Origin of the sequence: Pseudomonas fuscovaginae SE-1, from assembly GCF_000364705.1 — a bacterium.
Lineage (GTDB): Bacteria > Pseudomonadota > Gammaproteobacteria > Pseudomonadales > Pseudomonadaceae > Aquipseudomonas > Aquipseudomonas fuscovaginae_A.
The window spans coordinates 20,593-36,823 of sequence record NZ_AQOH01000201.1; the positions used below are offsets into that span (position 1 = coordinate 20,593).

10 protein-coding genes are annotated in these 16,231 nt (G+C 63.7%); 9 read left to right on the top strand and 1 reads right to left on the bottom strand.

All coding sequences use genetic code 11. The features are described 5' to 3' along the window. The first annotated feature begins 2 nt into the window (after nt 1-2). The 6 genes from K675_RS0117635 (at nt 3) to K675_RS0117660 (ending at nt 12,330) form a co-directional block, all read left to right on the top strand. Nucleotides 3-1,367 carry a DUF1329 domain-containing protein gene (locus K675_RS0117635; protein ID WP_017904808.1) on the top strand — a complete coding sequence of 455 codons (1,365 nt, stop codon included), beginning with the start codon at nt 3-5 and terminating at the stop codon, nt 1,365-1,367. 206 nt (nt 1,368-1,573) lie between these two features. Next, the gene (locus tag K675_RS0117640; RefSeq protein ID WP_017904809.1) at nt 1,574-4,306 is read left to right on the top strand and encodes a LuxR C-terminal-related transcriptional regulator; all 2,733 of its coding nucleotides are present in this window, start codon (nt 1,574-1,576) and stop codon (nt 4,304-4,306) included. A gap of 288 nt (nt 4,307-4,594) precedes the next feature. Further along, the gene (locus K675_RS0117645) at nt 4,595-6,289 is read left to right on the top strand and encodes a putative bifunctional diguanylate cyclase/phosphodiesterase (protein ID WP_017904810.1); all 1,695 of its coding nucleotides are present in this window, start codon (nt 4,595-4,597) and stop codon (nt 6,287-6,289) included. A 56-nt stretch (nt 6,290-6,345) separates the two neighbouring features. Further along, nucleotides 6,346-10,665, top strand: a complete 4,320-nt coding sequence (locus K675_RS0117650; RefSeq protein WP_017904811.1) for a hybrid sensor histidine kinase/response regulator — start codon at nt 6,346-6,348, stop codon at nt 10,663-10,665. Nucleotides 10,666-10,784: 119 nt separating this feature from the next. Beyond that, entirely contained in the window at nt 10,785-11,429 is a 645-nt protein-coding gene (locus K675_RS0117655) for an MBL fold metallo-hydrolase (protein WP_017904812.1), read from the top strand. 97 nt (nt 11,430-11,526) lie between these two features. Beyond that, entirely contained in the window at nt 11,527-12,330 is an 804-nt protein-coding gene (locus K675_RS0117660) for an OmpA family protein (protein WP_017904813.1), read from the top strand. A gap of 78 nt (nt 12,331-12,408) precedes the next feature. Here the strand turns inward: K675_RS0117660 and K675_RS0117665 are convergent, their stop codons facing one another. Then, nucleotides 12,409-12,846: a YhcB family protein gene (locus K675_RS0117665; protein ID WP_026145295.1), complete on the bottom strand. Its 438-nt coding sequence runs from the start codon at nt 12,844-12,846 to the stop codon at nt 12,409-12,411. 148 nt (nt 12,847-12,994) lie between these two features. Between K675_RS0117665 and K675_RS0117670 the strand changes: the two genes are divergently transcribed. The 3 genes from K675_RS0117670 (at nt 12,995) to zapE (ending at nt 16,230) form a co-directional block, all read left to right on the top strand. Then, entirely contained in the window at nt 12,995-13,624 is a 630-nt protein-coding gene (locus K675_RS0117670) for an alpha/beta hydrolase (RefSeq protein WP_017904815.1), read from the top strand. 25 nt (nt 13,625-13,649) lie between these two features. Continuing rightward, nucleotides 13,650-15,044 (top strand): tryptophan--tRNA ligase, encoded by a 1,395-nt coding sequence (locus tag K675_RS0117675; RefSeq protein ID WP_017904816.1) that lies wholly within the window; start codon nt 13,650-13,652, stop codon nt 15,042-15,044. A 91-nt stretch (nt 15,045-15,135) separates the two neighbouring features. Beyond that, complete coding sequence (gene zapE, locus K675_RS0117680) at nt 15,136-16,230, top strand: cell division protein ZapE (RefSeq protein ID WP_026145296.1); 1,095 nt, start codon at nt 15,136-15,138, stop codon at nt 16,228-16,230. The last annotated feature ends 1 nt before the right edge of the window (nt 16,231 follow it).

Consider the following 16,231-nt stretch of genomic DNA (forward strand, 5'->3'; position numbering starts at 1 on the left):
ACATGAAGATGACCAAGAATCTGTTGCAGGTCGGCGTACTCGGACTGTCCATGCTGGCGAGCAGCGTGATGGCGGCGGTATCGGCCGACGAAGCGGCCAAGCTCGGCACCAGCCTGACCCCGATGGGCGCGGAAATGGCCGGTAACGCGGCGGGCACCATCCCGGCCTGGAAACCGATGCCGAAGAACATCGGCAGCGTCGACAGCAAGGGGTTCCTCTCCGACCCCTATGCCAGCGAGAAGCCGCTGTTCATCATCACCGCGCAGAACGTCGAGCAGTACAAGAATCAGTTGGCGCCAGGCCAGTATGCGATGATCAAGCGCTACCCGGACACCTTCAAGATGCCGGTGTATCCGTCCCACCGCGGTGCCACCGTGCCGGATGACGTGTTTGCCGCGATCAAGGAAAACGCCACCAAGACCAATCTGGTCAGTGGCGGCAACGGTCTGGAAAACTTCAAGACGGCGATCCCGTTCCCGATTCCGAAAAGCGGCGTGGAAGTGATCTGGAACCACATCACCCGTTATCGCGGCGGCAGCGTGACCCGCCTGGTGACCCAGGCCACGCCGCAGGCCAACGGTTCGTTCAGCCTGGTGTATTTCCAGGACCAGTTCGTCTTCCGCGACAAGATGAAGGACTACGATCCGGCCAACCCGGGCAACATCCTGTTCTACTTCAAGCAGAAGGTGACCGCGCCGGCGCGTCTGGCCGGTGGCGTGCTGCTGGTCCACGAAACCCTCGACCAGGTCAAGGAACCGCGTTCGGCGTGGGTCTACAACGCCGGCCAGCGTCGCGTGCGGCGTGCCCCGCAGGTTTCCTATGATGGCCCGGGTACGGCGGCCGACGGCCTGCGCACTTCCGACAACCTCGACATGTACAACGGCGCGCCGGATCGCTACGACTGGAAGCTCGAAGGCAAGAAGGAGATGTACATCGCCTCCGACAGCTACCGGCTCGACGATCCGAAGCTCAAGTACGCCGACATCATCAAGGCCGGCCACATCAACCAGGACCTGGCCCGCTACGAGCTGCGCCGGGTCTGGCATGTGGTCGCGACCCTGAAGGAAGGCCAGCGCCACATCTACGCCAAGCGTGATTTCTACATCGACGAGGACACTTGGCAGGCGGCGGTGATCGACCACTACGACGGTCGTGGTCAGTTGTGGCGCGTGGCCGAGGCCCATGCCGAGAACTACTACGACAAGCAGGTGCCGTGGTACGCCCTGGAAACCCTCTACGACCTGCAGTCCGGCCGTTACCTGGCGCTGGGCATGAAGAACGAAGAGAAGCAGGCGTATGACTTCGGTTTCACCGCCAGCACCAGCGATTTCACCCCGGCAGCGCTGCGCCAGGACGGCGTTCGCTGAGGTTGGTCGTAGGACAGAGGCGCATCCTCTGTCAGAACGCCCCGACAGGTTCGGGGCGTTTTTTTGCCGGTGAAAACTGTGGCTAGATATTTCAATATGAAGGCATTTCGACACATTTGCGCTAAAAAAGCCTTCAGTACGCGGACAGTTCCCGCTAGTCTGCGTTGATGTGCCTTGCCGATAACAGCCTTAGACAAGAGCCGGCCATGACTGATCTGTTCCGTATGCAGGGCCCCGTGGGCCCGGCCATACCAGCACTGGAAGGACGCTTCTACCGACCGCCGTTGCCTGAGGGGCATGTGCTGCGACCTCGTCTGTGCGAACGTCTGGGAGAGGGTCTGCACGGTCGCCTCCTGCTGATCAGCGCCCCGGCCGGTTTTGGCAAGAGTTCACTGGCGGTGGAGTTCTGCCAGAGCCTGCCGTGGCACTGGCAAAGCCTGTGGCTGGGGCTCAGCCCGCGCGACAGCGATCCGGGGCGTTTCCTGGAGCGTCTGCTCGATGGCCTGCAACAGTATTTCCCCGACCTGGGCGGGCGGGCGCTGGGCCTGTTGAAGATGCGCCAGCGTCACCAGCCGTTCGCCTTCGAGGAGTGGCTGGACGGGCTGCTCGATGAGTTGGCGCTGCAGTTGTCGAGCAACACGCCCTTGCTGCTGGTGCTCGATGATTATCACCTGGCCCAGGGGCCGGTGCTCGACCGTTGCCTGCAATTCTTCCTCAACCACCTGCCGCCGGGGCTGCTGGTGCTGGTCACCAGCCGCCAGCGACCGGAATGGCACCTGGCGCGCCTGCGCCTGTCGCGACAATTGCTGGAATTGAACGAACAGGACCTGCGGCTGACGCTCGGCGAGTCCATGGCGCTGTTCGACCGGCACCGCAACTCGTTGAGCGGCGAGGCTCTGCAGACCCTGATCGAACGCAGCGAAGGCTGGGTCGCCGGATTGCGCTTCTGGCTGCTGGCGGCACAGTCCGACGACGAGGAACTGTCCCAGGTCCTGCATGGCGGGGAGGGGCTGATCCGCGACTATCTGCTGGAGGAGGTGATCGACTTCCTGCCGGCGCACGTCCAGGCCTTTCTCTACGATACTGCGCCGCAGGAGCGCTTTTGCCGAGAGCTGTGCGATGCGATCCGCGAGTCCCATGACAGCGGGCAGATTCTCGATTACCTGCAGTCGCACCAGGTGTTCCTCGTGCCGTTGGACGAGCACGGCCACTGGTTTCGCTACCACCACCTGTTCTCCGATCTGCTGCGCAGCCGGCCCGCCCCCAACACCCTGGTTCCACCCGCTACCCAGCACCTGCGCGCCTGTCGCTGGTTCAGCGCCCAGGGTCTGCTCGATGAGGCGGTGGAGCAGGCGTTGCGCGCCGGGCATCTGGATGTGGCGGCCAATCTGGTGCAGAACCTCTCCGAGGAGCAACTGCTGGCCGAGCAGAACATCGGCATGCTGCTGCGCTGGAAAATGGACCTGCCCGACAGCCTGCTGATCAGTTCGCCCAGGCTGATCGTGTTGTACGCCTGGGCATTGGGGTTGGCCTGCCAACTGGATGCGGCGCAGGAACTGGCCAGCCACCTGAGTCACTTCCTGCCGGCGCCTTCGGCCACCGCGCAGAAGTCCATGCTGGCCCAGTGGCTGGCCCTGAGTGGCATCATCGCCCGTGGTCGCGGTGATCGCGAGCGGACCCTGGCCTATTGCGGCGAGGCCTTGCTCAGCCTGCCGCACAAGCGCTACGGGCAGCGCCTGTTGTGTCTGTCGACGCTGTCCAACCTGGCGATTGCCGAGGGCGACCTGTGGCGGGCCCGGAGCCTGAACCGGGAGTCGCTGGAGTTGGCACAGCGGGTCGGCAACCCCCTGTTCGAGGCGCTGGCCCATTACGACCGGGCGCGGGTGCTGCAGGCGCGCGGCGAGGTGTCGCGAGCGCTGGATGAGGTGCGGCAGGGCTTGCGGCGCCTGCAGGGCCTGTCCGCGCAACGTGTATACGCGGCACGGGCGCGGCTGACGATGTATGAGGGCTACCTGCTGAACCTGCGCCTGCAAACGCAGGCCTCGCGCCAGCGCCTGCTGGCCGGATTGCAGGAGGCGCGGGCCTGTCGTGATGTCAGCGTGCTGATCGGCTACTGCGTGATCGCCTGCCAGGAAGGCCAGGGCGGCGACTTTGCCAAGGCCTTTGCCGAGCTGGCCGAAGCCGAGCGGCTGATGCATATCTGGGACGTGCCGCCGATCTATTACCTGGCGATGATCACCCTGGTCAAATGCGAGCTGTGGCTGGCACAAGGGCGTGTCGATCTGGCCGAGGCCTGGCTCGGCCGCCTCGGGCAGACCTACACCGGTGAGCAGCCGGCCGCCGCACCCGAGTTTCATCCCCAGTTGCCGGCGCACATCGAATTGCAGCAGGCACAACTCGATGCCCGCCAGGGCCGGCCCGAGGCCGCCCGACAGCGGCTGGGCAAGCTGGTGGCGCAGGGGCAGGCCAGTGGTGGCCAGTTGCTTTGCATCCTGGCCTGGAACCAACAGGTGGTGCTGGCCCTCGCCGAGTCGCAGGATGCCCAGGCCCGGTCGCTGTTCGCCCGAGCCGTGGCGGCGGGGACCGGTGGGGCCTTGCTGCCGTTCCAGGCCTTGAGCGCCAGCCATCCTGAGTGGATGCGCGAGCAGTTGCTGGCAGGGCCGGATACGCCCCTGCGCCAGAGTCTGCTGGGGCTGTTGCCGGTCCAGGTGGCACGCGAACCTACCCATTCGAGCGAACAATTGAGTGCCCGCGAGTTGGCGGTTCTGCAATTGATTGCCCAGGGCTGCTCGAACCAGGAAATCAGCGATCAATTGTTCATCTCGCTGCATACCGTGAAAACCCATGCCAGCCATATCAACAGCAAGCTGGGTGTGGAACGGCGAACCCAGGCCGTGGCGCGGGCCCAGGAGCTGGGGCTGCTGGGCGAGCCGCGCTGAAATTTCCCGCCACTTGCCAGCGGGAGGCGATCGGCCTGCTGGCGAGAGTGGTTTCACTTTCGACTTCTTCCCCCCCGATGCACCGCCAGCGCCCACAGGCCGGCTCCTGCATTTCTCGGCGTAATCCCCATCCTGGGGGTGGCTATACGCTTTGTCTGCGCTATAACCAATAGGCGTGTGATTTCCTTTGCGGCGCCTGACGCGCCGCACCTTCTGTGAGGCCCAAGGGGCGGGAAACCTCCGGCGCCCTTCGATCATGAGTTACCAAGGAATGTCTGGGAGCAAGGAATGCGTGAAACCTCCTTCAATCCCGCTCCGGTTGTGCTGATAGTCGATGACCAGACAACCGATGCGCTTATTCTCAGTGAGTCGGTGCGGGACCTGGCGCAGGTGTATGTCGCCAGCAGTGGTGAGGAAGCCTTGCGGGTGGCCCGCCAGTTTCGCCCGGATGTGGTGTTGCTCGACATAGAGATGCCGGACATGAGCGGCTTCGAAGTCTGTCGGGCGCTGAAGGCCGATCCCAAGCTGTCCGATGCCGCGGTGATTTTCGTCACTTCCCATGCCCAGGTCGACTATGAGCTGCAGGCCCTGGGCTACGGGGGCATCGATTTCATCCAGAAACCTCTCAACCTGCCGGTGGCCAGGGCCCACATCAACGCCCATCTCACCCTGCGCAACGAGGCCAAGCGCCTGGCCAATCATGATGTCCTGACCGGTCTGCCCAACCGCATGCTGCTGCAGGACCGGGCCGAGCAGGCGCTGAAAATGGCCCGGCGCAATCATGGGCGGCTGGCGATGCTGCTGCTGGACCTGGACAACTTCAAGGCCATCAACGACTCCATGGGGCATTCGGTCGGTGACCAGATGCTCAAGTACGTCGCCACCCGGTTGTCGCTGATCCTCGGCAGCATGGACACTCTCAGCCGGCAGGGTGGGGATGAGTTCATCATCCTGCTGTCGGAGGTCGACAGTTTCGAGGCGGTGGGGGATTTTGCCGAGCAGGTGCTGACCACCATCTCCAACCCCTTTTCGCTGCAAGGCAACCGCTACGATCTGAGTGTCAGTATCGGCATCGGAGTGTTCCCGGAGGACAGCGAAGACCTCGAGTCGCTCTACCGTCATGCCGACTCCGCGATGTACCAGGCCAAGCAGGCCGGACGTAATCGCTACCAGTTCTTCTCGCCGGCCATCGAGAGCGGCATGCGCGCCCGGCATTTGCTGGAGCGGCACATGCGCGCGGCCATCGACGACGGGGTGTTCGAGGTCTTCTACCAGGCCAAGGTCGATGTCCGTGAACATCGAGTGGTGGGCATGGAGGCGCTGATCCGCTGGCGCGATGGCGGCGGCAATCTGGTTTCGCCCTCGGATTTCATCCCGCTGGCCGAGGAAACCGGGCTGATCATTCCGATTGGCAAATACGTGATGCTCCAGGCGTGCAAGGACACGCGCAAATTGCACGAGCAGGGGGTTGCGGTCTGCGTCAGCGTCAACATCAGTGCCGTGCAGTTCCGCGAGTCGTCGTTCCTGGGGATGGTCAAGGACATCCTGCTCGATTCCGGCCTCGCCCCGCAGTGGCTGGAGCTGGAAATCACCGAAGGGGTGCTGGCCCGGGACACCGACAATGCCCGCGAAACCCTGATGGCGCTCAAGGCACTGGGCGTGCACGTGGCCATCGATGATTTCGGCACGGGCTATTCGAGTCTGGCCTACCTCAAGCGCTTTCCTATCGATGTACTGAAGATCGACCAGAGCTTCGTGCGCGACATGCTCACCGACAAGAGCGACCTGGCGATTGTCGAGGCGATCATCAAGCTGGGCCAGGCGCTGGGCCTCGAACTGGTGGCCGAAGGCGTGGAAACCTGGCAGCAGGCCGAGTTGTTGTTGGAACTGGGCTGCCGGGTAATGCAGGGATATCTGTATTGCCGGCCGGTGCCGTTCGCCCAGATACGCACGCTGCTGGCTTCCTGGTCAACGACGACATGAGTCACTGATCGGCACGCACTGCCCCGCCCAACCGCCATTGCCCGAGGGAGCCTGAGTTGAACCGATTCCATCTGTATGCGCTGAATGGGCGCGCCGTCGCGCTCCTGGTCATCGGCCTGGTCGCGACTTTCGTCGGCTGCCAGGTTCTGCAGAACCTCAACGAGCAGCGCGCCCGGGACGCCCTTGCCAGTGCTGCCGACGGTGCGGTGGAGGCGGTGGTCGGTCGACTGCAGCAGTATCAGTACGGCTTGCGCGGAACCCGTGGCGCCATTGTCGCCAGTGGCGAGGAGAACCTGACGCGCGAGACGTTTCATCGCTACAGCCTGACCCGTGATGTACCGAGCGAGTTTCCCGGAGCCCGCGGGTTCGGTTTCATCCGGCGGGTTCCGGCGCAGGACCTGGAGTCATTCCTGCAGCGTGCCCGCGACGACAGCTCGCCCAATTTCAGCATTCGCCAGTTCGCTCCCCATGAGGGGGATCTGTATGTCATCCAGTACCTGGAGCCCAACCGCGATCAGGCGGTGGCCCTTGGTCTGGATATCGCCTCGCAACCTGACCGGGCGCAAGCGGCGCGGCTGGCCGCGCGTACCGGCGAGGTGCGGCTCACTTCGCCGATCACGCTGGTGCAGGCGGTGGGCAAGCCGAAGCAGTCCTTCCTGATCCTGCTGCCGATCTACAGGAACGGCATCGTGCCGAAGACCGAGGCGGAGCGGGAGGCGGAAGTCATGGGCTGGAGCTATGCACCGCTGATGATCGAAAGTGTCCTGAATGGCCTGGTGCCGCAAAGCGAAGCGGTCAACCTGCGCCTGCGCGATATCACCGGCCCGGGGCCGGCGGTGGAGTTCTACCAGACGGCCCGTGGCGCGGACGCGGAGGCGACAGGGCTGCTGAGCCAGACTCTGGAACGGGAGATCTATGGTCGCCGCTGGCAGATCGAGCTGCAGGCCCTGCCGTTGTTCATCGAGCGTCTGCATCAGGTTTCGCCGCTGGTGGTTTTCCTGCTCGGTACTCTGGCCAGCGTGCTGGTGGCGGCATTGGCCGCGATTGCCGGGGTCAGTGCCCAGCGGCGTCTGCAGGTGCTGGCCGAGCAGGGGCGCCTGGCGCTGATCGTCGAAAGTTCGGCGGATGCGATCATCGGCACGACCCTGGACGGTGTCGTGACCAACTGGAACCGCGGCGCGCGCAAGCTGCTGGGCTACACCGCCCAGGAAGCGGTCGGCCAGTCGTTGCTGAAGCTGATCGTACCACCTGGGCAGGCGGCGGAAGAGGCCGAGATCCTCAGGCGCATCGCCCTCGGCGAGACGATCGTCAACCTGGACACCGTGCGTCACACCAAGGACGGTCGCAGCATCAATGTCTCGGCGAATGTCTCGCCGATCTGCGATGACAGCGGCACGGTGATCGGCTCCTCGAAGATTCTGCGCGACATCACCGCGCACAAGGTCGCCGAGGCACGGATTCTTGAGCTCAATGCCAATCTCGAAGAGCAGGTGGTCGAGCGGACGGCGGAGTTGCGGCGTATCAACCTGCTGTTCAGCAGCGTGCTGCGTTCGGCGTCCAAGGTGTCGATCATCGCCACCGACCTGGATGGCGTCATCAGCCTCTTCAACGAAGGCGCCGAGCAGATGCTCGGTTATCGCGCCGCGGAATTGGTGGGCAAGGCCACGCCGGCGATCCTGCATCTCGAGCAGGAAATCATCGAACGCAGCGTCGAGTTGAGCAGGGAGTATGGGCAAACCATCGAAGGTTTCCGCGTGTTTGCCCACAAGCCGGAGTTCGAGCACTCGGAAATCCGCGAATGGACCTACGTGCACAAGAACGGCACCCATGTCCCGGTGAGCCTGGTGGTGACCTCGTTGCGCGATGAGTCTGGCACACCGACCGGTTTCCTGGGCATCGCGATCGACATCACCGAGCGCCGGGCGGCCGAGCATCAGTTGGACCTCAGTCTGCAGGCGACGCGGCTGATCCGCGATCAGTTGCTGATGGCCGCCGATGTGGCCGAACTGGGCATCTGGACGTGGAATCTGGCGGACGACACGCTGCAATGGAACGAGCGGATGTTCGAGTTCTACAGCCAGCCATTGAGCCTGAGGGACAATGGCCTGACCTATGCGCACTGGTATGAGCGCGTGCATCCCGATGACATCGAGGCGGTGGCCGCGCAACTGGCCGTGGCGGTGGCTGGCGAGGGCGTTTACGACCCGGTCTTCCGGGTGCTGGCGCCGGATGGCCGGATCCGCATCCTCCAGGCCGGTGCGCAAGTCGAGCGTGATGCCCAGGGCAGGGCGCTGCGCGTGACCGGGATCAACCGTGATATCACCACTCAGAGCGAACTCGAGGCGCATCTGCTGCAGGCCCGGGACCGCGCCGACAGCGCCAGTGCGGCCAAGTCGTTCTTCCTGGCGAACATGAGTCATGAAATCCGCACGCCGATGAACGCGGTGCTGGGGATGCTGCAACTGGTGCAGCACACCGAACTCAATGCCCGTCAGCGCGACTATGTGGTCAAGGCCCAGACGGCGGCCAAGTCGTTGCTCGGGCTGCTGAACGATATTCTCGACTACTCCAAGATCGAGGCCGGCAAGTTGCGCCTGGACCTGCACCCCTTCGAACTCGAAGCGCTGATGCGCGACCTGGCCGTGGTGCTGGCGGGCAACCAGGGGAGCAAGGAAGTCGAGGTGATGTTCGACCTCGATTCCGAACTGCCGGCCAGCCTGGTCGGCGACAGCATGCGTCTGCAGCAGGTGCTGATCAACCTGGCGGGCAATGCCCTGAAGTTCACCCAGCATGGCCAGGTGGTGGTCAGCGTGCGCCAGTTGCAGCGCCTGGAAGGTCAGGTAGCGCTGCGGATCGAGGTGTGCGACACCGGCATCGGCATCAACGCCGAGCAGTTGCAACGGATCTTCGAGGTCTTTACCCAGGCGGAGGCGTCGACCACCCGCCGGTTTGGTGGTACGGGGCTGGGGTTGGTGATCTGCAAGCGGCTGGTCGGCCTGATGGGGGGCGAGTTGCTGGTCGAGAGCGAAGAGGGCAGGGGGAGCCGGTTCTGGTTCGACATCACCCTCGACGTGGCCCGTACCGAGCCGTTGCGGTTGTCCTGCCCCGGCGTGGATTCGCGGATGCGTCTGCTGGTGGCCGACGACAACTCCATGGCCTGTGAGCTGCTGCTGCGTACCGTGCGCTCCCTGGGCTGGACGGCGGATACGGTGGATGGTGGCACGCGGGCAGTGGAGAGCGTACGCAATGCGCAGATGCGTGGCGAACCCTACGACGTGGTGCTGATGGACTGGCGCATGCCGGACATGGACGGCCTCAGTGCCGCCCGCCTGATCAGCCTGCAGGAGCAGAGCGTGCCGCCGCCGATGGTGATCATGATCACCGCCTATGGTCGTGAGGTGCTGGCGGATGTGCACCACGAGGGCGATGCACCTTTCGTCGGCTTCCTCACCAAGCCGGTGACACCCCTGCAACTGGCTGATGCGGTGCAGCGGGCGTTCAGCAGCGAGGTGGTTCCGCAGGCGCGGCAGGAGCCGGTGCGTCAGCGACGTCTGACCGGCATGCGTCTGCTGGTGGTGGAGGACAATGCGCTCAACCGCCAGGTCGCCGACGAACTGCTCAAGGGCGAGGGCGCGCAGGTGGTCCTGGCCGAGGGCGGGTTGGAGGGGGTCAGCCAGGTTTTCTCCAGTTCGATACCTTTCGATGCGGTGCTGATGGACATCCAGATGCCGGATATCGACGGCATGGAGGCGACCCGGCGCATTCGCCGGCAACCCGGCTTTGCCGCGCTGCCGATCCTGGCCATGACCGCCAACGCCTCCAGCAGCGATCGCGAAGCCTGCCTGGCGGCGGGGATGAACGACCATGTCAGCAAACCCATCGACCTGGAGGAACTGGTACTGACCCTGCGGGTGCAGACCGGGCGCGAAACGGTGCAGCCGAAAGTGCTCGAAGCCGCAGCGGCGGCGGATACGGTGCTGGAGGCGCGTCAGTCGATCATGGCCCGTTTCGGCGGCAATATCGAACTGATCTGCACCGTCCTCTACGGTTTCGGCGCGGAACTGGAGAAGCAGTTGTCGCTGTTGCCCGCCCATCTGCAGGAGCGCGACGGACCGGCCCTGGCCGCCGTGCTGCATGCGATCAAGGGCAGCTCCGGCACCATGGGGGCGCAGGCGCTGTCGCAGCGTGCCGGTGCGCTTGAGCGCGAGTTGCTGTATGGCGATGCCGCCGCGATTGCCCGGGTGCTCGACGATCCGCACTGGCTGCCTGAACTCCGGCAACTGCTGGTACGCAGCGTCGAGCAGTTGCAGGCGACGTTCGGTAATGGCTACCGCGGCGAATCGGCCCGCGACATGGCGGCCGGGCCGCGTTCTTGAAGGAGGCAGGAGCGACTCCTTATACTTTTCGCAACAGGGTCCCTGGCGGTTCCCGTGCCTTGGCACCTGAATCGCCAGGGGCTTTTCATTGTCTGTCGAACCTGTTGCAGGAGCAGCCCATGGACGCCGCAAAACCCGCGCTGATCCGCGAAACCTTCCCCGTCGGCCCGTTGCAGTGCAACTGCACGATCATCGGTGACCCGATCACGAAAAAGGCCCTTGTCGTCGACCCGGGCGGCAACCATGAGTTGATCCTGGCACGACTCGACGCGCTGGGCCTGAAGGTGGTCAGCATCATCCATACCCATGCGCACCTGGATCACTTCCTGGCTTCCGGCCAGTTGAAGGAGAAGACCGGCGCCACCCTGCACCTGCACAAGGACGACCAGTTCCTCTGGGACAACCTGGAGATGCAGTGCCGGATGTTCGGCGTGCCCTACACGCCGGTGCCGTCGCCGGACAAGTGGCTGGCCGATGACGAGGAGCTGGCCTGTGGCTGCGGGGTGGCCCTGCATACGCCGGGACATACGCCGGGCTCCATGAGCTTCTGGTTTTCCGAGGCTAGACTGTTGATTGCCGGAGATACGCTGTTTCGCCGTGGTATCGGCCGGACCGACCTCTGGGGTGGCGACCAGGCCACCATCGTCCGTTCGATCAAGCAGCGGCTGTACACGTTGGACGAGGAGGCGACAGTGGTCACCGGGCATGGTCCCGACACCCGGCTGGGCGACGAGATGCGTGACAACCCGTTCGTTCGCGGTTGATAGCTTTCATGGAATTTTTGCCGTCCGTCGTGTTCAAACGCCAGCACAGGTCTATCGCCAACGGCCTCTGCACCTTCAATGAGTAGGAGCTAGATCCATGTTCACCTCGCGTCGTTTGATTATCGTCGCTACCACCGTTGCCCTGCTGTCCGGCTGTGCAACGCAAAACCCGTATGACAACCAGGGACAGGTGGAGCAGGGTGGCTCCTCGGGCATGAGCAGAACCGTCAAGTATGGTGGCCTGGGCGCGTTGGCCGGTGCCGTCGCCGGTGCCGCCATCGACCACAATAACCGTGGCAAGGGCGCGCTGATCGGTGCCCTGGTCGCCGGTGCGGGCGCTGCCGGTTATGGCTACTACGCCGACCAGCAGGAAAAGAAACTGCGGCAAAGCATGGCCAATACCGGCGTCCAGGTACAGCGTCAAGGTGATCAAATCAAGCTGATCATGCCGGGCAACATCACCTTCGCCACCAACTCCGACGCCATTGCCAGCAGCTTCTACCAGCCGCTGAACAACCTGGCCAACTCGCTCAAGGAGTTCAACCAGAACCAGATCGAGATCGTCGGTTACACCGACAGCACCGGCAGCCGCCAGTTGAACATGGACCTGTCCCAGCGCCGGGCGCAGAGCGTGGCCAACTACCTGACCTCGCAGGGCGTCAACGGTGCCAACCTGTCGGCCCGTGGTGCCGGCCCGGACAACCCGATCGCCAGCAACGCCGATGTCAATGGCCGGGCGCAGAACCGCCGGGTGGAAGTCAACCTGCGTGCCATTCCTGGCCAGCAGTATGGCCAGCCGCAGCAGCAGGGCCAGTATCCGCAACAGCAGCAGGGTTACCAGCAGCAGTATCAGCAGCCGCAGGGGCCGGTGTACGGTCAGCCCGTCCAGCAGTACCCTTGAAGGCCTGACTGACTCCGGATGTAAAAAAGCCCGCCCGATCACAGATCGGGCGGGCTTTTTCGTAGCGCTGAAGTCGAGTTACTTCTTCAGGCCGTAATGCTCGTCGAGCATGCCGGGCGAGTTGGGTGCCTTGGGCGCGTAGTCACGCGGCGGCTCCTGGTTTTCCCGTGGCGGGGTCAGGCGTTCCCGTGGCGTCTGGGACGCTTCGGAGTGCAGGGCGGCCAGCAGGCGTTGACGGGTCAGCTCGTCCAGGGCCAGGCGGTTGGCGCCCTCGGCGAGATGGTCCTGCACTTCCTGGTAGCTCTGGGTGAGTTTCTTGACCAGGGCAGCGGTGCTGTTGAAGTGGGTGACCACCTCATTTTGATAGGTGTCGAAACGTTCCTGGATATCGTCCAGCTGACGCTGCGTGCTGCTGGGCGCGGCACTCGGGACCAGACGGGCGACCAGGAAACCGATGGCGACACCGGCAACCAGGGCGAGAGTCGGCAACAACCAAACTAAGAGCGAGTGTTCCACGAGTCCTTCCTCTATAAACGGCTTTGCTTTACGTTAACGGCTCGGACCTGCGCTGTATACCGCGATCTTCTGGTCGCAAGCTGTCAGGCACAGACTTTTAGCTAGACGAGTCGACCCCTAGAGAGGTCACGGAGTTCATTCCTTGCTTATGCGTGAAACCGCTTTTTTCATCGACGGCCCGGTCGGTCAACTGGAAGCCCTGTACCTGGACAACCCCGAGCCCCGTGGCCTGGCGCTGATCTGCCATCCCAACCCGGTGCAGGGCGGGACCATGCTCAACAAGGTCGTCTCGACCCTGCAACGCACCGCCCGCGACGCCGGGCTGATCACCTTGCGTTTCAACTATCGGGGCGTTGGCGCCAGTGCCGGCAGCCACGACATGGGCAGCGGCGAAGTCGATGACGCCGAGGCCGCCGCGCAGTGGTTGCTGACGAAACATCCCGACCTGCCGCTGACGCTGTTCGGTTTCTCCTTCGGCGGTTTCGTCGCGGCCAGCCTCGGCGGTCGCCTGGAAGCCCGTGGTCAGTCACTCAAGCACCTGTTCATGGTGGCGGCGGCGGTGATGCGCCTACGCGCTGACGATCGCCTGCCCGAAGGCTGCCCGCTGACACTGATCCAGCCGGAAGCCGACGAGGTGATCGACCCACAGGTGGTCTACGACTGGTCCGCCGCCCTCGACCGTCCCCATGAGCTGCTGAAAGTGGCAGAATGCGGACACTTTTTTCATGGCAAGCTGACCGATCTGAAGGATCTGCTCCTGCCGCGCCTCTCGAATTGATAGCAGTCTGACTAAGCGATTACCCATGACGACTCGTACGCGTATCCTCACCGGCATCACCACCACGGGCACTCCGCACCTGGGCAACTATGCCGGCGCCATCCGCCCGGCGATCCTGGCCAGCCGTGACAGCAATGCCGATTCCTTCTATTTCCTGGCCGACTACCACGCGCTGATCAAGTGCGACGACCCGCTGCGCATCCAGCGGTCGCGCCTGGAAATCGCCGCGACCTGGCTGGCCGGTGGGCTGGATGTGGATCGCGTGACTTTCTATCGCCAGTCGGACATCCCGGAAATTCCCGAGCTGACCTGGTTGTTGACCTGTGTCGCGGCCAAGGGTCTGCTGAACCGCGCGCATGCCTACAAGGCCTCGGTGGACAAGAACGTCGAGACCGGTGAAGACCCGGATGCCGGCATCACCATGGGCCTGTACAGCTACCCGGTGCTGATGGCGGCGGACATCCTGATGTTCAACGCGCACAAGGTGCCGGTCGGTCGCGATCAGATCCAGCACGTGGAAATGGCCCGTGACATCGGCCAGCGCTTCAACCACCTGTTCGGCCAGGGCAAGGAATTCTTCGTCATGCCCGAGGCGTTGATCGAGGAAAGCGTGGCGACGCTGCCGGGCCTGGATGGCCGGAAAATGTCCAAGAGCTATGACAACACCATTCCGTTGTTCACCAGCGCCAAGGACATGAAAGACGCCATCTCGCGCATCGTCACCGACTCGCGCGCGCCGGGTGAAGCGAAGGACCCGGACAACTCGCACCTGTTCACCCTGTACCAGGCGTTCGCCACGACCGAGCAGGCTGACGGTTTCCGTGACGAGCTGCTGGGCGGCCTGGGCTGGGGCGAAGCGAAGAACCGTCTGTTCCAGTTGCTCGATGCCGAACTGGGCGAGAAGCGCGAGCGTTACCACGAGCTGATTGCCCGGCCGGCGGACCTGGAAGACATCCTCCAGGCCGGCGCGCAGAAGGCCCGCAAGGTCGCTACGCCGTTCCTCGCGCAACTGCGCGAAGCGGTCGGTCTGCGGTCGTTCGTCAATCAGGTGCAGGTGGCCGAGACGAGCAAGAAGAAGGCCCCCAAGGCCGCGCGCTTCGTCAGCTTCCGCGAGGACGACAGCTTCCGCTTCCGCCTGCTGGCGGCCGACGGCGAGCAACTGCTGCTGTCGCGCAAGTTTGCCGATGGCAAGGCCGCTGGCGCAGTGACCAAGCAGTTGCAGTCCGGACAAGTCTTGGACATTCGCAGCCAGGGAGGGCCGGTTCAGGCTGGCAATTTTGAGATTCGCAGCGGGCGCCCTCGTTTCAGCGTCTGGTTGGAAGGTGAATGTGTCGCCGACAGCCCCGAGTTCGCCGACGAAGCGGCCCGTGACGCGGCCATCGAGGCCCTGCGCGTGGCACTCACGCCGGTTCAGGACTGATCCAGCGCCCGGCCCGACCAAGGGCCGATTGCCATTCCCCCGGGCCATCGCTAAAGTGACGGCCCGTTTTTGTTACCTCGCTAACGAAATTATGACGCCCCTAGAACGATATCAAGCTGATCTGAAACGTCCCGAGTTCTTTCATGACGCGGCCCAGGAAACGGCTGTGCGCCACTTGCAGCGCCTGTACGACGATCTGGTCGCGGCCTCGCAGAACAAACCGGGCCTGCTCGGCAAGCTGTTCGGCAAGAAGGACCAGGCACCGGTCAAGGGCCTGTACTTCTGGGGTGGCGTGGGTCGCGGCAAGACCTACCTGGTGGACACCTTCTTCGAAGCGTTGCCCTTCAAGGAAAAGACCCGTACGCACTTCCATCGCTTCATGAAGCGCGTGCACGAGGAAATGAAGACCCTGGGCGGCGAGAAAAACCCGCTGACCATCATCGCCAAGCGTTTCGCCGCCGAGACCCGGGTGATCTGCTTCGATGAATTCTTCGTTTCCGACATCACCGACGCGATGATCCTCGGCACGCTGATGGAAGAGCTGTTCAAGAACGGCGTGACTCTGGTCGCCACCTCGAACATCGTCCCGGACGGCCTGTACAAGGACGGCCTGCAGCGTGCGCGCTTCCTGCCGGCGATCGCCCTGATCAAGCAGAACACCGAGATCGTCAACGTCGACAGCGGCGTCGACTATCGCCTGCGTCACCTCGAGCAGGCCGAGCTGTATCACTTCCCGCTCGATGAAGCGGCCCACGAAAGCCTGCGCCAGAGCTTCCGCGCGCTGACGCCGGAGTGCACCCAGGCGGTGGAAAACGATGTGCTGATCATCGAGAACCGCGAGATCCGTGCCCTGCGCACCTGCGATGACGTGGCCTGGTTCGATTTCCGCGAACTGTGCGACGGTCCGCGCAGCCAGAACGACTACATCGAGCTGGGCAAGATCTTCCACGCCGTGCTGCTCAGCGGCGTCGAGCAGATGAGTGTCACCACCGACGACATTGCCCGTCGCTTCATCAACATGGTCGACGAGTTCTACGATCGCAACGTCAAGCTGATCATTTCGGCGGAAGTCGAGCTCAAGGATCTCTACACCGGTGGTCGCCTGACCTTCGAATTCCAGCGGACCCTCAGCCGTCTGCTGGAGATGCAGTCCCACGAATTCCTGTCGCGGGCGCACAAGCCCTAGG